20 protein-coding genes and 1 pseudogene are annotated in these 20,577 nt (G+C 60.3%); 11 read left to right on the forward strand and 10 right to left on the reverse strand.

The window, feature by feature from the left end:
- Positions 1-210: 210 nt before the first annotated feature.
- A complete protein-coding gene (locus tag J1N60_RS09925; protein WP_312907041.1) occupies positions 211-1,347 on the reverse strand; it encodes a thiolase family protein in 1,137 nt (378 codons plus the stop codon).
- Between the two features lie 178 nt (positions 1,348-1,525).
- Between J1N60_RS09925 and J1N60_RS09930 the strand changes: the two genes are divergently transcribed.
- From J1N60_RS09930 to rqcH, 3 genes are all read left to right on the forward strand, one after another.
- The gene (locus J1N60_RS09930) at positions 1,526-3,493 is read left to right on the forward strand and encodes a beta-propeller domain-containing protein (RefSeq protein ID WP_312907043.1); all 1,968 of its coding nucleotides are present in this window, start codon (positions 1,526-1,528) and stop codon (positions 3,491-3,493) included.
- Between the two features lie 381 nt (positions 3,494-3,874).
- Entirely contained in the window at positions 3,875-4,483 is a 609-nt protein-coding gene (locus J1N60_RS09935) for a DUF5806 family protein (protein WP_312912573.1), read from the forward strand.
- Between the two features lie 100 nt (positions 4,484-4,583).
- Positions 4,584-6,791 (forward strand): ribosome rescue protein RqcH, encoded by a 2,208-nt coding sequence (rqcH, locus tag J1N60_RS09940; protein WP_312907045.1) that lies wholly within the window; start codon positions 4,584-4,586, stop codon positions 6,789-6,791.
- Positions 6,792-6,899: 108 nt separating this feature from the next.
- On the opposite strand, the gene J1N60_RS09945 is transcribed toward rqcH, so the two are convergent.
- Complete coding sequence (locus J1N60_RS09945) at positions 6,900-7,178, reverse strand: HalOD1 output domain-containing protein (RefSeq protein WP_312907047.1); 279 nt, start codon at positions 7,176-7,178, stop codon at positions 6,900-6,902.
- A gap of 204 nt (positions 7,179-7,382) precedes the next feature.
- Here J1N60_RS09945 and ilvD point away from each other — a divergent pair, with 204 nt between their 5' ends.
- Together ilvD and J1N60_RS09955 are read left to right on the forward strand one after the other, a co-directional pair.
- On the forward strand, positions 7,383-9,125 hold the full coding sequence (gene ilvD / locus J1N60_RS09950; RefSeq protein WP_312907048.1) for a dihydroxy-acid dehydratase: 1,743 nt from the start codon (positions 7,383-7,385) through the stop codon (positions 9,123-9,125).
- 686 nt (positions 9,126-9,811) lie between these two features.
- Positions 9,812-10,960, forward strand: a complete 1,149-nt coding sequence (locus tag J1N60_RS09955; RefSeq protein WP_312907049.1) for a S8 family peptidase — start codon at positions 9,812-9,814, stop codon at positions 10,958-10,960.
- Between the two features lie 219 nt (positions 10,961-11,179).
- On the opposite strand, the gene J1N60_RS09960 is transcribed toward J1N60_RS09955, so the two are convergent.
- The 6 genes and pseudogenes from J1N60_RS09960 to J1N60_RS09985 form a co-directional block, all read right to left on the reverse strand.
- Positions 11,180-11,962: a CAP domain-containing protein gene (locus tag J1N60_RS09960; RefSeq protein WP_312912574.1), complete on the reverse strand. Its 783-nt coding sequence runs from the start codon at positions 11,960-11,962 to the stop codon at positions 11,180-11,182.
- Positions 11,963-12,190: 228 nt separating this feature from the next.
- A pseudogene (locus J1N60_RS20640) lies at positions 12,191-12,256 on the reverse strand (hypothetical protein); the annotation flags it as partial.
- 622 nt (positions 12,257-12,878) lie between these two features.
- Complete coding sequence (locus J1N60_RS09970) at positions 12,879-13,961, reverse strand: tyrosine-type recombinase/integrase (RefSeq protein WP_312907051.1); 1,083 nt, start codon at positions 13,959-13,961, stop codon at positions 12,879-12,881.
- Positions 13,958-14,197, reverse strand: coding sequence for a hypothetical protein (locus J1N60_RS09975; protein WP_312907052.1), 240 nt, complete (start codon positions 14,195-14,197; stop codon positions 13,958-13,960). Before J1N60_RS09975 ends, J1N60_RS09970 begins: the two co-directional genes overlap by 4 nt.
- Positions 14,194-14,445 carry a DUF7389 domain-containing protein gene (locus J1N60_RS09980; RefSeq protein ID WP_312907054.1) on the reverse strand — a complete coding sequence of 84 codons (252 nt, stop codon included), beginning with the start codon at positions 14,443-14,445 and terminating at the stop codon, positions 14,194-14,196. The genes J1N60_RS09975 and J1N60_RS09980 overlap by 4 nt, the downstream gene beginning before the upstream one ends.
- A complete protein-coding gene (locus J1N60_RS09985; protein WP_253434278.1) occupies positions 14,438-14,641 on the reverse strand; it encodes a hypothetical protein in 204 nt (67 codons plus the stop codon). Before J1N60_RS09985 ends, J1N60_RS09980 begins: the two co-directional genes overlap by 8 nt.
- A gap of 610 nt (positions 14,642-15,251) precedes the next feature.
- On the opposite strand from J1N60_RS09985, the gene J1N60_RS09990 reads away from it, so the two are divergent.
- Both J1N60_RS09990 and J1N60_RS09995 read left to right on the forward strand, forming a co-directional pair.
- Positions 15,252-15,500: a winged-helix domain-containing protein gene (locus J1N60_RS09990; RefSeq protein WP_312912575.1), complete on the forward strand. Its 249-nt coding sequence runs from the start codon at positions 15,252-15,254 to the stop codon at positions 15,498-15,500.
- Between the two features lie 150 nt (positions 15,501-15,650).
- Complete coding sequence (locus tag J1N60_RS09995; protein WP_312907056.1) at positions 15,651-16,025, forward strand: hypothetical protein; 375 nt, start codon at positions 15,651-15,653, stop codon at positions 16,023-16,025.
- A 20-nt stretch (positions 16,026-16,045) separates the two neighbouring features.
- On the opposite strand, the gene J1N60_RS10000 is transcribed toward J1N60_RS09995, so the two are convergent.
- Positions 16,046-16,828, reverse strand: a complete 783-nt coding sequence (locus J1N60_RS10000) for a hypothetical protein (protein ID WP_312907058.1) — start codon at positions 16,826-16,828, stop codon at positions 16,046-16,048.
- 346 nt (positions 16,829-17,174) lie between these two features.
- On the opposite strand from J1N60_RS10000, the gene J1N60_RS10005 reads away from it, so the two are divergent.
- The 3 genes from J1N60_RS10005 to J1N60_RS10015 all read left to right on the forward strand — a co-directional run bounded on the left by J1N60_RS10005 (position 17,175) and on the right by J1N60_RS10015 (position 19,735).
- Entirely contained in the window at positions 17,175-17,648 is a 474-nt protein-coding gene (locus tag J1N60_RS10005) for a type IV pilin domain-containing protein (RefSeq protein WP_312907060.1), read from the forward strand.
- A gap of 524 nt (positions 17,649-18,172) precedes the next feature.
- Positions 18,173-18,760, forward strand: coding sequence for a tyrosine-type recombinase/integrase (locus J1N60_RS10010; protein WP_312907062.1), 588 nt, complete (start codon positions 18,173-18,175; stop codon positions 18,758-18,760).
- Positions 18,761-18,868: 108 nt separating this feature from the next.
- Positions 18,869-19,735, forward strand: a complete 867-nt coding sequence (locus J1N60_RS10015; protein ID WP_312907064.1) for a hypothetical protein — start codon at positions 18,869-18,871, stop codon at positions 19,733-19,735.
- 82 nt (positions 19,736-19,817) lie between these two features.
- Here the strand turns inward: J1N60_RS10015 and J1N60_RS10020 are convergent, their stop codons facing one another.
- On the reverse strand, positions 19,818-20,027 hold the full coding sequence (locus J1N60_RS10020; protein ID WP_312907066.1) for a DUF8053 family protein: 210 nt from the start codon (positions 20,025-20,027) through the stop codon (positions 19,818-19,820).
- 113 nt (positions 20,028-20,140) lie between these two features.
- On the opposite strand from J1N60_RS10020, the gene J1N60_RS10025 reads away from it, so the two are divergent.
- A complete protein-coding gene (locus tag J1N60_RS10025) occupies positions 20,141-20,575 on the forward strand; it encodes a DUF8023 family protein (protein ID WP_312907068.1) in 435 nt (144 codons plus the stop codon).
- The last annotated feature ends 2 nt before the right edge of the window (positions 20,576-20,577 follow it).

Here is a 20,577-nt window from a genome sequence, read left to right on the forward strand (position 1 = left end):
CGCGAATGAAATGGTGTGTTCTGCACAGGTACTCCTGGAAAGATGCGTCGAGTCTGGGAGACATACCTCGAGCGAACCCATCGATTGGTAACGCCGTGGTCGACCCCGAGTTCGATCGTCGCTCCCTGATGCGACCCCTTTTATTTCGCTCGGCTCGCGCCTCGCTCGCAAACGCTGGACCAAAAAACCCGGTTCAATCCTCGAGACACGTTACTCGACCTCGAATTCGATCGCCGCTCCCTGACCAAATCCAACGCAGAGCGTCGCCAGCCCACGGCCCCCGCCTCGCTCGAGCAACGCGTGGATCAGCGCGACGGGCAATCGGGCACCCGAGGCACCGAGCGGGTGGCCGAGTGCAATCGCGCCGCCGTTAACGTTGAACTGCTCGTTGTCGATGCCGAGTTCGTCACGGCTATAGACAGTCTGGCTCGCAAACGCCTCGTTGAGTTCCACCAGGTCGTAGTCCTCGATGTCCCGGCCAGTGCGCTCGAGCAGCCCCCGGGTAGCGGGGACCGGGCCGATACCCATCACGGTCGGGTCGACGCCAGCGACGTTGTTCGAACCGACCGTTGCCATGATCTCGAGGTCGTGTTCCTCGGCGAAGGCCTCGCTCGTGACCATCACGCCCGCCGCTCCGTCGGAGATCTGAGAGGCGTTTCCGGGCGTGACGGTTCCATCGCCCTTGAAGACCGTCGGGAGTCCCGCCAGGGTCTCGAGGTCGGTGTCGGGACGGATGCCCTCGTCCGTCGTCACGGTGCCGTCGTCGGTCTCGATGGGGACGATCTGATCCTCGAAGCGGCCCTCCTCGGTCGCGGCGTGGGCGCGCTGGTGGCTCTGGAGAGCGTACTCGTCCTGGGTCTCACGGTCGACGTCGTAGACCTCGGCGACCTTCTCGGCGGTCATTCCCATCTGGAGTTCGCCGACGTTGTACTCGGTCGCGAGCTGGGGGTGGAGCGTCGTGTAGCTGTCGCCCATCGCCACCTTCGACATGTTCTCGACGCCGCCGGCGATGATGCACTCGCGCTGGCCGGCGCGGATGGCGTCGGAGGCGGAGATGACGGCCTGCATCGAGGAGGCACACCAGCGGTTGATCGTCGTCGCCGGCACGGACTCGCCGAGCTCCGAGAGGAGCGCGATGACGCGGGCAATGTTGTTGTCCTGTTCGTCGCGCTGCTGGGCACAGCCCCACATCAGGTCGTCGACGTCTTCGCCCGAGAGGCCGGTCTCGGCGAGCATCTCGTCGATCAGCGGAATGGAGAGATCCTCGCTGCGAACGTCGGCGAACACGCCGCCGTCTTTTCCTTGCGGAGTCCGGACAGCCTGGACGATCACTGGCGTCTGTGTCATACCGACTCGCACGTTCCTCACGAACTTAAATGGCCGTAGAACTCGAGGAGACGCGTGCGAAGTTTACGGAGAAGTGATTGGCGATTCGGATCGAGACAGGCGCTCCACATTGCTCACGGTGAAAGAGCGATTTTACCTTACCTTAGTATATTGAGGTGTGGGCCCGAATCACTAGCCGATGGGATTCGATCGACAGGTGCTGGCAGTCGCCCTCGTCGCCCTGCTCGTGGGCTCGAGCGTGGGATTCGCCTTCGCCGGCGAACTCGGTGGGACGAGCCCGGCGGCAGCCGACACCAACGGACTGGAGAATCGACAGCTATCGAACGACACTCCTCAGCCGACTATCGAGCAGTTCGACTCCGAGGCGGCGTTCGCCGACTACCTGCGGGCGTCGAACGACGGTTCCGGGTCTTTCGGTTTCGGAATGGGGCGGCCGGCCGTCGTGACCGACGAGGTCGAGGAAGACGCCGCAGATGGGGACGCCGGGAACGGTAACGGCAACGATGCTACTGACGACGCAGCCAGGAGTGGCGACTCCTCGAGCGCCGGTGCCGACGAGCGCCGCTACGCCGAGACGAACGTCCAGGAGGCGATGATGGACGAACCCGACATCCTGAAGACCGACGGCCAGACCGTCTACTACGGCGACCGGCGGTTCCGCGGTGGGAGCGCGACGCACGTCATCGACGCCTCGACGCCGAACGATCCGACGGCGCTGAGCGAGATTCCGCGCTCGGGCGAGATGCTCCTGACCAACGACGACGTGCTGGTGCAGTTCGACCGCAACCGCCTGCGCGGCTACGACGTCTCGAGCCCCGAAGACCCCGACGAGGCCTGGTCGACGGACCTCGAGGGCCACCTCGAGGCGGCCCGCCTCTACGACGGCGACATCTACCTCGTCATGGCCGACCGCGTCTCACCGGCCGAACCCTGTCCGGTCGAGCCGCTGGGCGACGACGGCCCCGCGGTCGACTGTACGGACGTCCACTACCCGACCGATCAGAACGGCGCCAACACGGTGTACACGACGCTGCGCCTGGACCCCGCGAGCGGCGAGGTCACTGACTCGGTGAGCTTCCTCGGCTCGTCGCACACGACCGCGACCTACGTCTCCGAGAACGGCGTCTACCTGACGTACGTGGACTCGCCCTCGCACGCGGACGTTCGCCTCGAGTTCCTCCTGACGACCGGTGAAGCGTACCTCGACGACCGGTCGCTCGAACGACTCGAGCGACTGCAGGGGTACGACCTCTCTGAACACGCGACGATGGTGGAAATCGAGGCCATCCTCGCCGACTGGCGGGCCGGACTCGACGACGACGAGCGCCGCACCAAAGAGCGCGAACTTCGCGACGCCTGGGAGGAGTACGTTGAGGAGAACAAGCGAGCGTTCGACCGGACGGGGATCGTCACGGTCGGATTCGGTGGCGACCTCTCTGTCGACGCCGGCGGCGCCGTCCCCGGCACGCCGCTCAACCAGTGGTCGATGGACGAACACGACGGCCACCTGCGCATCGCGACGACGATCAACGCCCCGGGTGCCGAGTGGGAGAACGACCTCTACGTGCTCGATTCAGACCTCGAGGTGACCGGCTCGGTCACCGGCATGGGCGTCGACGAGCGGGTCTACTCCGTACGCTACGAGGGCGACAAGGCCTACGTCGTCACGTTCCGCCAGATCGACCCGTTCCACGTCATCGACGTCTCCGACCACGAGAACCCGGTGCTCGAGGGTGAACTCAAGCTTCCGGGCTACTCCGACTACCTCCACCCGCTCGGCGAGGAGCGTATCCTCGGTATCGGGCAGGAAGACGGGAAGGTCAAGGCCGTGATCTTCGACGCGAGCGACCCCGAGAATCCAGTGATCGAGGACGATGAAATCCTCGAGGATCGCTGGTCGGCCGTCAGCGAGAGCCACAACGCCTTCCTGCTCGACGAGCGCCACGGCGTGTTCTTCCTGCCGGGCAGCGAGGGCGGGCACGTCTACGCCTACGAGGACGGCCTCGAGCACGTGATGACCGTCGATACCGACGGTCCGGCTTTCCGGGCGACGTACATCGACGACTCGCTGTACGTCTTCGGCGAGGACGAACTGGTCGTCGTCGACCAGACGACCTGGGAGGAAGTGAAGCGCCTCGACCTGTAGCGCGCGAGGACAACCCTTATTTCGAGCGTCTGGGAATGACGTCGCATGGACGACACCGGCGAGCAGGACACCGGATCGCGGGCCGACGACCGCGACCGGATGACGGATCGCGACGGCGATAGCGACGCCGAGTCGGACGGCGTGGACGACGCCTCCGACCCCGGTACCTCCTCGAGAACGACCCCTGGGTCAGAGGAGGGAACGGACTCGGCCACCGAGAACGAACGCGAACGCGAACACGAGTCTCGAGGTTCCGAGGGCGGATTGGGGCGAACCACAGCAGGTGAACCTGAGGAACGGGACGACGAATCTGAGGGCCGTGACGTCGAAGGCGAGAGACGAGATGTCGAAGCCGAGGCACGAGACGACGAACCCGAAAGTCTGGACGACGAACCCGAACAGGGGACAGATCGCTCGAGCGAGGATCGCGACGAGACGGCGACGTCCGAACCGCCGATGCCTGGCGTCCCCGACCCCGACGCCGTCGACCAGGACGACGAAATCCCGGCCGACGTCCAGAAGTACGCCCGTTTCCAGAAGATGGACGGCGCCCAGTACGACCGGGTCAACGAGTTCCTGCGCGACCGGACGTACGTCACCGCCCGCGAGTGGGCCATCGCCCGACTCTGTTCTGACTTCCGGACCGAAACCGGCGTCGAGATGACCAAAATCGGCGAGAACCTGCCCGAACTCGTGCCGTTCATGACCGACACCTACACGCCCCAGGCGGTCAACCAGGCGCGGTCGTCCTTCGAGGAGAAGGTCCGAAAGTCGGGCGCGACCTTCCTCTACGGCGCGATGTGTGACTTCTTCACCGCGGAGGAACTTGACGACGTCATGTACGAGGCCACCGAGGTCGCGAAGTTCCTCCTCGAGGTCGAGGGCGTCGACCTCTCCGTCGAGGACGAACTCGAGGCCGAAGAGCGAATCTCGAGCGTGATGCGCGAGGTTCGCGAGGCGAGCAAGGAACTTCGAGAGGAAGAAACGTAGGTGACCCCACCCCCGGGTACCGAGTTATCGATCCGTTCGAGTCCACGGCTCTCACTCGTAGAGCGACACGTCTTTCCCACCGTGGGCGACACTGTGGTGTATGAGCACCGAGCCAAAGCAGGAACTCACCAGCGTCGACCTCGCGGCGCTCGTCGGTGAACTCGGATCCTACGAGGGGGCCAAAGTCGACAAGGCCTACCTCTACGGCGACGACCTCGTTCGCCTCAAGATGCGTGACTTCGACCGCGGTCGGGTCGAACTCATGCTCGAGGTCGGTGACCGCAAACGCGTCCACACCGTCTCGCCCGAGCGGGTGCCGGACGCGCCGGGTCGCCCGCCACAGTTCGCGATGATGCTTCGCAACCGGCTCTCGGGGGCGGACTTCGTCGGCGTCGAGCAGTACGAGTTCGACCGCATCCTCGAGTTCGTCTTCGACCGGGAGGACGGGATGACGCGGATCATCGTCGAACTGTTCGGCCAGGGCAACGTCGCCGTCACTGACCGCGAGTACGAGGTGATCGACTCCCTCGAGACCGTCCGGCTGAAGTCCAGGACGGTCGTTCCGGGCTCGCGATACGAGTTCCCGGAGTCTCGCGTCAATCCGCTTACCGTCTCGCGGGAGGCCTTCGCCCAGCAGATGGACGACTCCGATACGGACGTCGTCCGGACGCTCGCGACCCAGCTCAACTTCGGCGGCCTCTACGCCGAGGAACTGTGTACCCGCGCGGGCGTCGAGAAGACCCTCGACATCCACGATGCGGGCGAGGACGAGTACGAACGGATCTACCAGGCAATCGAGCGACTGGCGCTCGACCTGCGAAACGCCACGCTCGAGCCGCGGGTGTATCTCGAGCGTGGCGACGGCAGTGGTAACTCCGAGAGTAACGACGAGGATGGCGACAACGGCGGCGGGAACAGCGGCGACGAAGGCGGCGATGGAGCGACCGCCACAAACGACGACGCCCGCGTCGTCGACGTCACCCCGTTCCCGCTCGAGGAACACGAAAGCCTCGCCAGCGAGCCCCACGAGACGTTCAACGGCGCCCTCGAGGAGTACTTCTTCCGGCTGGACCTCGACGCCGACGAGCCGGACCCGCGCGACCAGCGTCCGGACTTCGAGGAACAGATCGCCAAGCACCAGCGGATCATCGACCAGCAGGAGGGCGCAATCGCGGGCTTCGACGAGCAAGCCGAGGCCGAACGCGAGAAGGCCGAGTTGCTGTACGCCAACTACGGCACGGTCGACGACCTCCTGTCGACCGTCCGCTCGGCCCGCGACGATGGCGTTCCCTGGGGCGAAATCGCCGGCCGACTCGACGAGGCCAAAGAACAGGGGATGGACGCCGCCCAGCCGTTCGTCGACGTCAATGGGAAGGAGGGGACGGTGACGATTCGCCTCGAGGACCAGCCGATCACGCTCCTCGTCGAGGACGGCGTCGAGAAGAACGCCGACCGCCTCTACACGGAGGCAAAGCGCATCGCCGAGAAGAAGGAGGGTGCCCTGGCGGCGATCGAGGACACCCGCGAGGAACTCGCGGAGATCGAGCGTCGGCGTGACGAGTGGGAAGCCGACGACGGCGACGAAGAAACCGACGAGGAGGACGACGACGACCGCGACTGGCTCGCCGAACCCTCCGTCCCGATTCGCCAGAACGAGCAGTGGTACGAGCGATTCCGGTGGTTCCGGACCAGCGACGACTACCTCGTGATCGGCGGGCGGAACGCCGACCAGAACGAGGAACTCGTCAAGAAGTACCTCGAGCGTGGCGACCGCGTGTTACACACCCAGGCCCACGGGGGGCCGGTCACGGTCCTGAAGGCCACCGATCCCAGCGAGGCGTCCTCGGGCGACATCGAGATTCCCGACTCGAGCGTCGAGGAGGCGGCCCAGTTCGCAGTGTCGTACTCCTCAGTCTGGAAGGACGGCCGGTACGCAGGCGACGTCTACGTCGTCGACTCCGACCAGGTGTCGAAGACGCCCGAGAGCGGTGAGTACCTCGAGAAGGGCGGGTTCGCGATTCGCGGCGACCGAACCTACCTGGACGACACGCCGGTGGGCGTCGCGGTCGGCATCCAGTGTGAGCCGTACACGCGAGTCGTCGGCGGGCCGCCGTCGGCGATTGAGGGTCAAGCGGTGACGACGATCGAGGTCGAACCCGGACGGTTCGCGCAGGCCGACGCCGCGAAGCGCATCTACCGCGAACTCCGCGAGCGCTTCGCGGACGAATCGTTCGTCAGAAAGATCGCGAGCCCCGATCAGATCGCGCACTTCCTGCCGCCGGGCGGGAGCCGCCTGCTCGAGGAGTAGTGTTCGACGCGCGATCCCGTTCAGTGGGGCGCAGATGAGGTACCCCGACTTCGACCTAACATCGACGGTCGGGTCGTCTGTCGTCCGTCGTCCGTCGTCCGTATTCGACTACGCTTCGCTGTGGTGTGACTGGCTGCCACAAGCGGTGGATGAGTCACAGTCGGGTCGCGGGGTGAGTCGGACCGACTCGGGCCCGTCGAGGTGTACCGTGTACCGGCCGTACTCGAACGAGATCGAGAGGGAGTCGTTCGTCGATCGAAAGATGTCCTCGAGTGCACCGACGTCGATTGCGTCGTGGAGCGGTGGGTCGACGTCGAGCGGGTCGATGCCCTCTCGCGTGGCGATGGCTTCGACGATCCGATAGCCGATATCGTGGTCTTCTTGCATATCTGTGGTGGCTACAACCGACGATAAATATCCCGGTGATCGTTGGGTGATAGGTGTCTGACGTTCGGCATGCTTCTGCCAGACGCTGCTGTATCGAGCGGGTGCCTCAGCGGATCGAAGCCGAACACGTGCGATCTGTCTTCGAAATCCGGCACCACTTGACCGAGTGGGGTGACTTATGCACGCTCGAGCCAAGTGGCGACCATGAGCAGCGACGACGCGTTCGACCACGGTAAGGACGAGCGGCTGACCAGCCGCGACGTGACCGAGGGGGCCGACCGGGCGCCCCACCGGGCGATGTTTCGGGCGATGGGATTCGACGACGAGGATTTCGGTTCGCCGATGATCGGGGTGGCGAACCCCGCCGCGGACATCACGCCCTGTAACGTCCACCTCGACGACGTGGCCGACTCGGCGCTCGACGGGATCGACGAGGCCGGCGGGATGCCCATCGAGTTCGGCACGATCACCATCTCCGACGCCATTTCGATGGGAACCGAGGGGATGAAAGCCTCGCTCATTTCGCGGGAACTCATCGCCGACAGCGTCGAACTCGTCAGCTTCGGCGAGCGGATGGACGGTCTCGTCACCGTCGCCGGTTGCGACAAGAACCTCCCCGGGATGATGATGGCTGCGATCCGAACCGATCTCCCCTCCGTTTTCCTCTATGGGGGCTCGATCATGCCCGGCCAGCACGAGGGCCGGGACGTGACCATCGTCCAGGTGTTCGAGGGCGTCGGCGCGTACGGAACCGGGGAGATGGACGAGGACGAACTCGACGACCTCGAGCGTCACGCCTGCCCCGGTGCCGGTTCCTGCGGTGGGATGTTCACGGCGAACACGATGGCCTCGATTTCGGAGGCGCTCGGGCTGGCTCCGCTGGGAAGCGCCTCGCCGCCCGCCGAGGACGAAGCGCGCTACGAGGTCGCCAGACGTGCGGGCGAACTCGCTCTCGAGTGTATCGAGGAGGATCGCCGCCCCTCGGACATCGTCACGCGCGAATCCTTCGAGAACGCCATCGCCCTCCAGACCGCCATCGGGGGGTCGACCAACGGCGTCCTCCACCTGCTCGCGCTCGCCCGTGAGGCGGACGTCGACCTCGAGATCGGCGACTTCGACGAGATCTCGCGGCGGACGCCAAAGATCGCCGACCTCCAGCCCGGGGGGACGCGCGTGATGAACGACCTCCACGAACTCGGGGGCGTCCCGGTCGTCCTTCGCCGACTGCTCGAGGCCGACCTGCTCCACGGCGACGCCATGACCGTCACCGGCCGGACGATTGCCGAGGAACTCGCTCACCTCGAGGAAATCGGCGACCTGCCAGCGAACGACGCCGACCTCGAGGCGGACTTCCTCTACACGGTCGACGAGCCGAAGGAAGAAGAGGGTGCGATCAAGATCCTGGAGGGCAACCTCGCCCCCGACGGGGCCGTGTTGAAGGTGACCGGGGACGACGCCTTTCACCACGAGGGCCCGGCCCGGATCTTCGAGCACGAGGAGGACGCCATGGCCTACGTTCAGGAGGGTCACATCGAGAGCGGCGACGTGATCGTCATCCGCAACGAGGGCCCCCGCGGCGGCCCCGGCATGCGCGAGATGCTCGGCGTCACCGCGGCCGTCGTCGGCGCAGGTCACGAAGACGACGTCGCGCTCATCACCGACGGTCGGTTCTCCGGAGGCACCAGGGGCCCGATGATCGGCCACATCGCCCCAGAAGCCTTCGTCGGCGGCCCTATCGGCCTGCTCGAGGACGGAGACGAGATCACGGTCGACATTCCCAACCGGACGCTCGAGGTCGACCTCGACGACGCGGAACTCGAGGTCCGACGCGAGGCGTGGGATCGTCCCGATCCGGTCTACGACGGGGGCGTCCTGGCGAAGTACTGTCGGGACTTCGACTCGGCGTCGAACGGCGCCGTGACGAATCCGCGGCTCACTCGAGACTGAGCGGGTGCGGGCGGCGTTCTCTCACCGACGGACGTCCGTTTCGCCGAACTATCTGTTCGCACACGCGCTCTACCAACCCCGACCCTCGCCCCGTCATCATCTCAGAAATTCATTGTGAGTATTGAAATCCCCCGGTGTCGTCTTCAGAACCGGGGTGATCGCCTTGCGCGAGCACAACCGCGTCATGGCCGTGTGCGAACGCTGCGAGTCGGTATACGCAGCGAAAAAGCTCCAGAGCGGTCGTATCCGCCCGATCGGAACGCACTCCTGTCGGTGTGGATCCGAACACTTCCGAGCGATCAGGTGAATTGCCTCGCCACAACCATCGCGAACGCCCCTTTCACGTCGTGACGGTACACTCGACCAGTCGACGGGCTGGCGCGTGACGATATTACTCCACTCGAATATGCGACGGATGTTTTCCACCCTCGAGCATACAGTGTGTGGCCGATACCGACCTCTGTCTCGACCACCGTGGGTGAGCCGATAGCGTAAACCGTCGATACAACCAGCACGGATAGTTGTGTTGGTTAGTTGTTATTACAATATCATTGACTACAAATTAGTTCGAATGTATTTTTATATACGATGGTGAACGCTATTGCCTTACTTAATTTGCTATTCACTTAACATATGGTTGTCTCGACCGAAACGTTCATCTTTGAGTGAGTGTCACGTGAAAACGGATGTCACGGGACACGCACCCAGTTGACAGACGAACAGTGTTGAAAGCAGTGGGCGGCACGCTCGCGACCGCCGGGGTCTCCGGGCTGGCAGCGGCCGATCCAGACGACGTCGTCGAGGTCAACGTCGGCTTCTCGAACGGCCGCGGTCGAACCGCGGCGCTCGAGGCGGCCTCGGACACGGTTCGCGAGTTCGCGTTCGACGCGGTGACGATTCGGGTACCCAAACGGGCCGTCTCCGGGCTACAGAGAAACCCCAACGTACGATACGTCGAGGAGAACGGCGAGATGCACGCGCTCGCCCAATCCACACCGTGGGGGATCGATCGCGTGGATGCGGACGTCGCACACGACAACGGTGAGACCGGCGCCGGGGCCGACGTCGCAATTCTCGACACCGGAATCGACTCCGATCACCCCGACCTGCAGGCCAACCTGGGCGAAGGTAGGGCGTTCGTGAGTTGCAAGGGCGGTCCGAACGTGTGTGCCGAAGACTGGGACGACGACAACGACCACGGCACCCACTGTGCTGGGACCGCCGACGCCGTCGACAACAACGAAGGCGTCGTCGGTGTCTCCACCGAGGCGACGCTACACGCGGTCAAGGTACTGGACAAGCGCGGAAGTGGATCGTTCTCCGACATCGCAGCCGGTGTCGAGTACGTCGCCGACAAAGGCTGGGACGTCGCCAGCCTCAGCCTCGGCGCGAGTTCCGGCTCCCAGACCCTCAGAGACGCCGGCCAGTACGCGTACAACAACGGCGTGTTGCTCGTCGCCGCTGCGGGCAATTCCGGCCCGTGTACCGACTGCGTCGGCTACCCGGCCGCCTATCCAGAGTTCATCGCCGTTAGCGCGACCAGCGAGGACGACTCGCTGGCGAATTTCTCTTCGACCGGCTCCGAGGTCGAGATCGCCGCACCCGGCGAGGACGTCAACTCGACGGTCCCTGGCGGCGGCTACGACACGTTCTCCGGAACCTCGATGGCCTGCCCGCACGTTGCCGGCGCGGGCGGCCAGTTGATGGCTAACGGCTACACGAACACCGAAGCCCGCCAGCAATTGAAAGACACGGCCGAGGACATCGGCCTCGCGGACAACGAGCAGGGAAGCGGCCTGCTCGACGTCGCCGCGGCGCTCGGTCTCTCGAGCTAAACGGATCGGTCCCCGTTTCGTCGTCGCTCGGTACGCGACTCGTTTTCAGTGAGCCGTTGCGGACGTCGTGATAGTCAACTCGAGGGCGTAAACGGGTGAACGGATACGGAATGGAGTCAGACGTGGTTCTTTTCGCGGTCAATCGTCGTCTTCAGACATCACCCGGTCGGCAATCGTCTCCCGTCCTGGCGTGTCGAGTCAGCTACGGAACAATAGCAATTAACAAAAGTTCTGTGTCGCATATACTTCTCCGTCATCGCTAATGTGTAGACCAAGCCCCTGCTGGTGCCACTCTGTCCGGAGAATATTCTCACGGTGTCCTGGTGAATTCATCCATTCTTTCACAAGATGTTTTGCTAGTTCCTCCTCATCCGTGATTCGAACTGTGCTTCCCTTGTAGGACGCTCTAACTCGTTCATGAACGAACGTTTGCGCGATGTTCTCGCCTCCAGCGCCACATTGATATCCATAATCACGATACCGATCCATGACGTCCTGCCCATTTGGATCCACGTGATCGAAATAGTCTCGAGTATCCATGTCCTTGCTGTGCTTGGAAGCTATAATAGCGAGATCGTCATCATAGGCCAATGAATCAGCACCATGCTCTGTTCGCACCTGATTAATCTCCTCGTGAAAGATACGTTCGACTTCTGCTTCATCAAACGATTGGTCGTCACGGAGATCATTTGTCAGCCCCTCTAAATGGTCCGTCTCGTCGTTCAGGTAAACGAAGCCTCCCGCGACACCTGCCACAAGTAGTAAAGCCAGAATTGGCGTTGAGTACATTCGAATGAAACGGCTAACGCCTTTGATAATCCTGACCGGTAATCCGAGAATCAACATTAGCACCCCTATGATCAAAAAGACAGGAAAGAAAACTACATTCATCGTTTCATCTATAATTCTTGAGAATAGGGACTGTTGACTGTGATTCAAGTCCGGTTCTGCAGTCTCTTTTGAAAGTGACCCATCAACCTTCGTGCCCGGGCTCGGGTTCATATTCTTCACTTCCCGACGGCAGGTCAAGCAAAGGTCGTTTTCGGGAGTAGTATACGCTGAACAGCGGTCACATTGCTTTCGTTCCGATGTATCTGATTTCCTTAATTTATCGAGAAACCATTCATCTTGTGATTGATTCCAATTCCGGAATTCTGGACCTAGCGTTTTTGCATTATGTCTGCTTGGGCACCTGTGGTTCTCAGGGAGTCGGTGTTTAGAGCAGTGAGTTTTCCCACAGTAGTTGCACGTATAAGGCATATTGGCCCCCTCGCCACAAACTGAACAATTCGCCATTTGAGTGAGTCACAGACCTCACTACAATTATATAAAATTTCCTGACGTCTTCTCCTTTGTGATTCGAACCCTCCTAAGTAGCCTTGCTAGTCCAAGTTAGCGAGGAACCAGTCCATCAATGTTGTAGTAAATACTCAACCACAGAATTTCGGTCTATCATTACGCTCCGCTACGCCCATGATGTGTTGGATACGGTCGGCGTAGCTCTCGATGCCGTACTCGGCGCTTTCGACGAGCGCACGGACCTCTTCGCGATACATCCTGGCTCGGTAAGAGACCTTTGCATGTTCGAACTCGGCTCAATGCATAGTCCTGACGCTCACGAATTTGTTTGCGACAGAATATGGGTCCGTCGAGATTGAGCAAACTCGAGGAGTTCGCGATGTACGGCGGTCTCACGATTGAGTGAGCAACGCGAACGAAAGAGTGGGACCGCCGAGAGTCGATCAGGTGCAAGACGTTCCGACTCGCTCCCGCTGGTCGCTCGTGGGCTGCGACTTGCATGTTCGATCTCGGCTCAATACATAGTCCTGACGCTCACGAATTTGTTCGCGTCAGAATATGGGACCGCCGAGGTCAGCGACTCGGGTTTTGCGATACTCGTCTCTAACGGATTTGTGAATCATTCTGAATCCTCCTTGAGGAACTCTCGGCGTGATTGCATTCGCCGAATTGGGTCTGGATGGTCGTAGTGCGCCCTGATCACCTCAGGGGTAGCGTTCACTCGCTCGGCGACGACTTCCGGCGGCCAGCCTTCATCACGCATGTGCGTGATCGCTCCCGTTCGGATCGGGTGCGGTGACCGGCTCGAGGGACACCGGGCCTCGAGGCCATGATCGAGTGCCTCGCAGGTTCGAACGTCGCGACCGTGAGGACAACCGTCCCAGCGACACGGCTGGGTCATGATGTAGATCTCTCGGCGGATGCTCGATTTCGAAACGCGGGCTCGATCTCCCTTCTCGGTTGTGAATAGTGGTCGGCGGTTGTTCGGATCGACGCGATCGACGCGGCGGACGTCGATGTATTCCCGAACCCGGCCGGCCACTTCTTGAGTGAGCGCAACCGGACGCTCACCCTCCCGCTTGTTCTTTAGTGGTGTCGTCGGTCGATGACGGAAGTACACGAACGGAAGCTCGACGTTCTCGAGCGCCTCCTGATCGATGTCGTCCTGGTGGCGAAGGCGCTCGAGGTCGTCGGACTCGAAATAGCAATCGGCCAGGTCGAGCGCTCGGAGCCCACCGAGTCGACACCCCGTGTGCCACATAAGTTCGAACATCGCCTGCCGTCTAGACGCCCGCTCGTACCGCTCGAGATTCCCTCGAATGGCATTGGCTCGCTCGGCCGATAGCAACTCAGAGTTGACTCGATCGGCCAGCTCGACGGATGGAACTTCGACCTTCGCCGGAAGGTCGTCCTTCACCGCATCGATCCGAGCGCAAAAGCGAAGCCACCGCTTGAGCGTACCAAGTTGCGTATTCAACGTCGTAACAGCCAGTCCCTCACCGCGCCGCATCGAATCGTACCGAAAGACGTCGCGACTCGTGAGGACGTTGAGGTTGTCGATTTCCTCGCTCTCACACCACTCGATGAACGGTTTCAATCGATACCCATAGCTCGTGATGGTTTCGTCGGAACGCGTCGATTCGAGGCGGTCGAGCCACATGTCGAGCGCTTCCGCGGGTTCGATCGGCTCGAGGTCGCTCATGCTGAACCGGCCTCCGATCGGACAGCCTTGAGGAGTTCCGTTCGCTCCTGGTCGTCGAGTCGATCGTCGATCATCTCGACTAACCAAGCGGAGTCGGCTCGGCGTGCTGGCCCAAGCCCATCGCCCACGGCCTCGACGGCATCGGTCGGCGTCTCGGCGTTCCCGGTCGCAAGTTCGCATAGTGCTTTCCGGGCGACCTGCTGGACTCGAGCCCAGTGGCGTTGCTCGTAGATCACGCCGACCCCTCCTCAAGGGTCGTCTGGTCCTCGTCGAGCGAGGCGTGATCCCGAACCGTCTCTCGGCTGGGTTGTACCTCGCGAAGGTCCTCGGCCCATTGCTCGAGGCGTTCCCGAACCTGCTCGACTTTGTGCTCGAGTTCGTCGACGTTCCCGGCTGAAACCTTCGCTCGAATTTTATCCCGATCGTCGGTGCTGGTGCCGCGGGTGAGCTCGACGGTGATCTCGAGTGCGTCTTCGTCACTCATCGATGCTCACCTCCTGGACGATCGTCGCCTCGAGCAGGTCCTCGCAACTCTCGCAGACGGTGATCCGTCCGTCCGGGTCTTCGACGTCGACGAGTCGAATGGTCCCGGCGGTGGTTCCACAGCCGTCACAGTACAGCGCTTCGTCGTCGACGTACCTGGCGGTACGTTTACTTTGTATGCCTTCGTCGGTGTGCATGGTCTCTGATTTCAGGGACCGCGGACAGACCGCGCGCGCTGCTTGTTCCACCAAAACGCGCGTGCGGTCGATGTCCGCTGGTCGAGTATGTTCTGAGTGGCAACACGTCTTAAGCATCGGGGGGTCGTTTCCAATATTTCCGAAACCGGGTTTTGGCCGGTTTGGTGGAGTCTCGAAAATCGCTCTACCGGCCCATGTCGGGGGATTCAGGCGATTTTGAGATCCGACACGATATGGAAAAACCTGTTTCCGATAACTTTCCGATAACTCGAATACCGGCGAAAATGACTGTCGCCGTGATCGATACGACTGTCGTCTGTCGGGGGCTTTATCTCCCCGCGAAGTGCGTCTTAACATGCTTCCGTAGTCTGGATACGGAGGCCAGGCGGGCCGGTGCCCCAAACACCGGGTCCGCGTTTTGCGAGGACCCGACCGGGCAGCGGTGGGTCCGTCTGGCGTCCGATGCTCGCCTCGAAACACCCCATCGACTTATAGTTTAGCGTATTTCCGCTACTATCATGGCACAAATACGATTGCCTATCAACGAACCGACTGCAGTTAAACCGTCTGAGTGGGTTGGACGGACTGAATGCGACCCCGCCCCGAGTGGATGAGTCTGAAAGACGGCCTGATCCTCGAGTTCTTCGCGGAACACGATCTCGAGCTTCCGGCGAAGCCGTTGTACAAGAACCTCAACCGCCACGGGCACCAGATCGGCTACTCGACGGTTCGCCAGCGACTCAACGAGCTGGAGGGCCATGGACTGCTCGAGCGAGCGGACGACGGCGGATACTACGAAATTTCGGACCGCGGGCGGGCGTGGGTCGCGGGCGATCTCGAGGCCGACGACCTCGAGTAGCCGCCCACGAGATTGGTCAAACCGCTATTTTACCGTGGAGTACTTTCTTTACTCCTTGCTATGAATCTCATTTCAGAAATGAATACAGATCGTCTCGCTACACCGAATGCAGATTCTTCGATTAAGTGGTCGATCGGTGCGGGTCTGTACATGTTCGTCTGTGGTACCGCAACAGCTCTCGTTCTCTCCGACATGCTGAGTCTATTGTCGGACGTAATTGGGATCTCGACCGATTACTGGATGGTCGTATTAGCGAGTCCGGCCTTCGCCATCGGCACGATCGTTTGGTGGACGACTGTCGAAAGACGAGACTCGTATACGTACCTCTGGGGAGGTGCATTCGGACTCATCACGGCCCTACTCATGGGATTCCTGTGGACAGTCCAATTTATCGTATTCTGGGGGTTTGAGATGGCGTCAATCCCAATAATCTCGTTTCTCATTTTGTTCGTGCTCGGAACGGTTGCCATAGCAGGCTCCCTTGCCGGAATTGTGCTGATGTACGCTCGGCGCCGTCTCGGATAGTGAATCCGTATCTCTAACCACTAGGTCACGCTTCCGAGGTTTTCAGCGGCCGCTTTCGAGATGTTGACGTTCTTTTCCGAGACGGTGACCGGTCCTCCGGCGACCTCTTCGATCAAGGCCGCCAGGTCCTCGAGGTACCTTCTCGAGCGTTCCTCCCTGAATTTGATGATGGAGCCATGGGCATGGGCGCGATTTTCGAGATAGCAGACGACGAACAGCCGACGGACGTCGTCGGGAGCTTCTTCGAGGTACGTGGGTAACTCGAGTTCACCGATGGCTTTCGACCCCACGGGGGCGCCAAGACTGGCGAGCACGCGACCCAAAACGCGACCGTCGGTCGTCGGTCGAGCTTCGTCCGCGCGACCCGTGCGCTCGAGGAGATCGTAGTCGACGCCAGCGAGCTCGAGCGCGTCGATCACGTGGCTCTCGTCACCGTGTCGGTTCAGAGCGAACGTCGGGGTGTAGTTCTCGCGGGCGATCGAACCGCCCGAGAAGACGTTCGCAACGAGTGCGTTCAGTGCGTCGAATTTCGGATCGCCGTACTCGAGATTGAGCCAACCGTGTCGGCGGGCGGCTTCGATACAATTCACCGCGTCGGGTGCGCCTCCCTCGTCGATCCACGTCCGCAAGCGTGAACGCGGAAGATCCAGCGCCGAGGCGGTCGCGCCCGATTTGACGTCGTGTTTCGAGGCGTAGCGCGTCGCTTCTCGGTACTGCTCGACGATCTCGGCGGCGTCCTCGTAGGCCCCACCGTCGAAGGTTCTCGCCAGATCCTCCTCGGTCACGAACACGCTGTCGGTCATTGATCGAGTGATGGATGGTGTTATGTAATAGGATTCGGGTTTCGGCACCACAGCGAGAAAACACCAGACGTGAACGTTTCAAGGGGGTGCTGTAAGCGTTCCACGAGTCGCTGATTATCACATCTGAAACCGTCTAAGATTTCGTGATTGTCGTTTATTCAAACCTAGCCATAGGGTTTATTATACAGCCGTTAAGTGAGACTATCAGCACAGGTGCGACGCGAAGAACTGACGGTGTGGGAAGGTAAGTACCCCCAACCCCATCCGCCGACTGACTCGACACCGGGTCAGTCAATAAAGTTTCTGACCGTTCACATCTGGTGCGCGCAATAGAACAACGATAATCATGGACCTGAAGAAATACAGAAGCAAGCTGATCGGAAACGAATCGGAACGGGCCGTCTCTCCCGTCATCGGAGTAATACTCATGGTCGCCATTACGGTCATTCTCGCGGCTGTGATCGCGGCGTTCGTACTTGATATGGGCACTGGTCTCGAGAAAAGTGCACAAGGTACTGTAGATATTGAAGATGATGGGACGAAACAAGTCACCGTAAAAGCTACTTCCTTGGCAAACGCGGATGGTATTACTATTATTGACAGTAGTGGCGATACGGTCACCGATGCATTAACCCCGATTGACTCGATCGATGGAAACGGTTTGCCATTCGATCAGACTGGACAGTCTACAACTATCAAGGGGACATCCGGTGGCGGCACCACTGATACTGTTGAATATGATGTCGTCGCATACAATGGTGAACATGACAGTCGGAGCGGTACGACTATTATCGCAACTATTGAAGTCGAGTACGACTAATAGAATCTAATTCTTCGTCTCTTTAACATTTTTTATTTTCGATTATCTCCGATAATTCTCAATATCCATTGGACTGATTCTGACAAATTTAGATAACGCAAAAATACGGTAGCGTTTACTCAGATCTACTGATGCAAATTGAATTCAGGAACGAAACATCATCCACTTCTATCACTATATAATCCGATAACAGTTACTCAGCGGGCGGTTCTTTTTATAGGATAACGCAACCAGTGGGAGTAGATGCAAACGACACCACAAGAAGATTGCTTGGTAATCGTAGCGCTAACCCGTTTCGAAGTCGAGTTCCGGGACGCTGATCCAATATTGGCAGAAAAAGGATGGGCAATAGCTGAGAAGATCGCTTCCAAACATGGGCTCGAGCCAGTAGATGCTGCAATGCAACTCGAGTGGCCGTCCGATAAGGAGTAGATCTCGGACGTGAACCGGCCGATCGGGCCGCCCATCGCACCAAAACACTCACTATCTACCGGGTTGCCGTCCGCCTTACTCGTAACCCGGACATGAATCTCCAGCAACATCGCAACCGCGACGACATGAAAGTCTGGCTCAGCCAGGCCGAAGTTGCACAGCTCCTCGAGGCCGCCACCGACACCCAGCAGCGACTCGCCTATTCTCTGGGCGCGCGCTGTGGGCTCCGATCGCACGAAATTCTCGACGTCTCGCCCGAGGACGTCGTCGACACCGACGCCGGAACAGTACTCCGGGTCTGGCACGGGAAAGGCGACAAGTTCCGTGAGACGCCCGTTCCCCGTGATCTCGCGACCACCATCCGAACCGTGGCCGACGTTCGCGACGACTCGAGCGAGAAACCGCTACTCGAGATCTCGACGACGCGCTCGCTTCGCCGCTGGCTCAGCGGGACCGCTCGCGAACTCCACCAGGTGACAGGCGACGACGGCTGGTTGTATCTCGGGATGCATGATCTCCGGCGGACGTGGGCGACCGCGCTCGCCGCGGCCGACGTCGATCCGCTCCTGGTGATCGACTGGGGCGGGTGGAACGATCTCGAGACGTTCCTCGAGCACTATCGCGGGACCTACTCGCCGGAGGCTCAGCAGCGAGAGCGCCAGAAAGTCGAGTGGCTATAGTGTCTGTGTTCCAATCACCGAATTTGGATGCAGACAGTACTCAACTAGTTATGCTGAGAGACTGTATGTATCACAAAACATATCCATCTTCGCAAGATGTTTTGGTTCATGGGACGTTTTGATAAACTACCAGGAATTGATGGCGAGAACACGACACGACGAAATGTGCTTGTCGGCAGCGGATATACCCTCGGCGGGTTAATGATTCTCGGAGCAGCGACCGGTGACCCAGAAGATGAGGTTGATGGAAACGGAAATGGAAATGAGAACGGGGATGAGGAGGCTGATACCGACGGAGACGGTGAAACAGGAGATGATGGTGCAGATAGCGATAAAGACGGGTCAAGCGATGGAAATGGTGAAGAGAATGGTGATGACGAAAGCGATGGCGACGGCGACGATGAGAGTGAAGACGAGGAATCGGAACCAGACGCCGATCAACCCGAGACACAATCATTTTCCGGAAGTGGACAGACCGTTGAGCAGGATATCTCGATCCAGGGCGGCCTGACTGTTATCGACGCAACTCATCAAGGAGAGTCAAACTTCCAGGTGAGTCTTGAGGACGACAGCGAGTTTGGCGAGAGCTTTGTGAATGAAATCGGAGATTACGAGGGGCAGACCGCAGAACTTGTCGAGGAAGGTGAGTATCTCCTTGACGTAAACGCCGATGGAGATTGGGAAATTGACATTGATCAGCCGCGCGCTAATAGTGGAGACTCCCTCCCTCAATCGCTTAGTGACAGTGTCAACCGTGTTTACGGTCCAATTGAATTCACGGGTACGCACGTAGCAACTGGCGAGCATAGCGGTGAAGGGAATTTCATCGTCCGAGCCTTACCTCAAGAAGGACAATTTGGTGAGTTAATCTTCAATGAAGTCGGCAACTTTGAAGGTGAGACCTCGTTCAATTTCGGTGAGGTGGGCTGGCTCGCTGTCGAAGCTGATGGCGAGTTCTCAGTCGAAATAGAATAGCTACAAACTCGTTCTACGATCTACAGTTAAGTAGATGGTTCGTTTGGAAAAGCACACCTGAAAATCTCTCTGAATTACGAAATCACCACGACGGGAGTAGTTCCTTTAATTCTGGAACATCTCCATCGTCGACGGCGCGCACTAAGTACGCGCCCCGGCCCAGCCGCTGGACGTGCATCTCCGTTTCGTCGATACTCCCGTCTTCGCTCACGTAGCCGTCGAGCGTGAGGTCTGCTTTGTCGAGTGTCACAGTCCCGCTTCCGTCTCGTTCCACCAGTTTTCTGAATCCCATGGCTGGCGGGCAACCCTATCTATCATAAAACTATCCTTCGGCCTGATACTCACTGTACCTTGAAAGTACATTTTACGGACTACTAAGCGGCCTTGGGATGCTCGCTCGAGGGTATGGCACTTAGCCTACCGCAGAACATGGTTCCCGGCGCGGTTCGCCGGGAGGACGGAATCGACCTGATCGACAGCGTGCTCGCGCCGCTGTTCGTGCTCGCGTCGGTCTCGATGGTCGGCGTGGTCTCGATCGCGTTGAACGCGCCGTTCAACGTCGGGATGGACGCGGCGCTCTACGCCGCCCACGGCACCGAGATCACCTACGCGTTCATCGTCTCGATGCTGACGCTCCTGACCGCCTGGGTCACGAACGGCCAGACGACGCTCGAGGACTACACCGACATCGAGACGGTAACGCTGCTGCTGGCATTCATCCTCAACATCCTGTCGGCGCTCGTACCCGCTGTTTCGTACGCCGTCGACTCGATGTGGTATCTCGGCTGGTTCATCGTCCTGCTGAACGCCGCGGCGTTCTATCTGATCGCGTACAAGTAACC

This window comes from Natronosalvus caseinilyticus (assembly GCF_017357105.1).
In the GTDB taxonomy this organism is placed as follows: domain Archaea; phylum Halobacteriota; class Halobacteria; order Halobacteriales; family Natrialbaceae; genus Natronosalvus; species Natronosalvus caseinilyticus.

Excerpts from the sequence above, each read along its gene's own strand:
- J1N60_RS10005 (WP_312907060.1), top strand. The coding sequence starts at position 17,175 with ATGGACCTGAAGAAATACAGAAGCAAGCTGATCGGAAACGAATCGGAA.
- J1N60_RS09980 (WP_312907054.1), bottom strand. The coding sequence starts at position 14,445 with ATGAGTGACGAAGACGCACTCGAGATCACCGTCGAGCTCACCCGCGGC.
- J1N60_RS09925 (WP_312907041.1), bottom strand. The coding sequence starts at position 1,347 with ATGACACAGACGCCAGTGATCGTCCAGGCTGTCCGGACTCCGCAAGGA.
- J1N60_RS10015 (WP_312907064.1), top strand. The coding sequence starts at position 18,869 with ATGGGACGTTTTGATAAACTACCAGGAATTGATGGCGAGAACACGACA.
- J1N60_RS09995 (WP_312907056.1), top strand. The coding sequence starts at position 15,651 with ATGTTCGTCTGTGGTACCGCAACAGCTCTCGTTCTCTCCGACATGCTG.
- J1N60_RS09970 (WP_312907051.1), bottom strand. The coding sequence starts at position 13,961 with ATGAGCGACCTCGAGCCGATCGAACCCGCGGAAGCGCTCGACATGTGG.
- J1N60_RS09990 (WP_312912575.1), top strand. The coding sequence starts at position 15,252 with ATGAGTCTGAAAGACGGCCTGATCCTCGAGTTCTTCGCGGAACACGAT.
- J1N60_RS09960 (WP_312912574.1), bottom strand. The coding sequence starts at position 11,962 with ATGAACCCGAGCCCGGGCACGAAGGTTGATGGGTCACTTTCAAAAGAG.
- J1N60_RS10020 (WP_312907066.1), bottom strand. The coding sequence starts at position 20,027 with ATGGGATTCAGAAAACTGGTGGAACGAGACGGAAGCGGGACTGTGACA.
- J1N60_RS09930 (WP_312907043.1), top strand. The coding sequence starts at position 1,526 with ATGGGATTCGATCGACAGGTGCTGGCAGTCGCCCTCGTCGCCCTGCTC.
- J1N60_RS10000 (WP_312907058.1), bottom strand. The coding sequence starts at position 16,828 with ATGACCGACAGCGTGTTCGTGACCGAGGAGGATCTGGCGAGAACCTTC.
- J1N60_RS09985 (WP_253434278.1), bottom strand. The coding sequence starts at position 14,641 with ATGCACACCGACGAAGGCATACAAAGTAAACGTACCGCCAGGTACGTC.
- rqcH (WP_312907045.1), top strand. The coding sequence starts at position 4,584 with ATGAGCACCGAGCCAAAGCAGGAACTCACCAGCGTCGACCTCGCGGCG.
- J1N60_RS10010 (WP_312907062.1), top strand. The coding sequence starts at position 18,173 with ATGAATCTCCAGCAACATCGCAACCGCGACGACATGAAAGTCTGGCTC.
- J1N60_RS09955 (WP_312907049.1), top strand. The coding sequence starts at position 9,812 with ATGTCACGGGACACGCACCCAGTTGACAGACGAACAGTGTTGAAAGCA.
- J1N60_RS10025 (WP_312907068.1), top strand. The coding sequence starts at position 20,141 with ATGGCACTTAGCCTACCGCAGAACATGGTTCCCGGCGCGGTTCGCCGG.
- ilvD (WP_312907048.1), top strand. The coding sequence starts at position 7,383 with ATGAGCAGCGACGACGCGTTCGACCACGGTAAGGACGAGCGGCTGACC.
- J1N60_RS09945 (WP_312907047.1), bottom strand. The coding sequence starts at position 7,178 with ATGCAAGAAGACCACGATATCGGCTATCGGATCGTCGAAGCCATCGCC.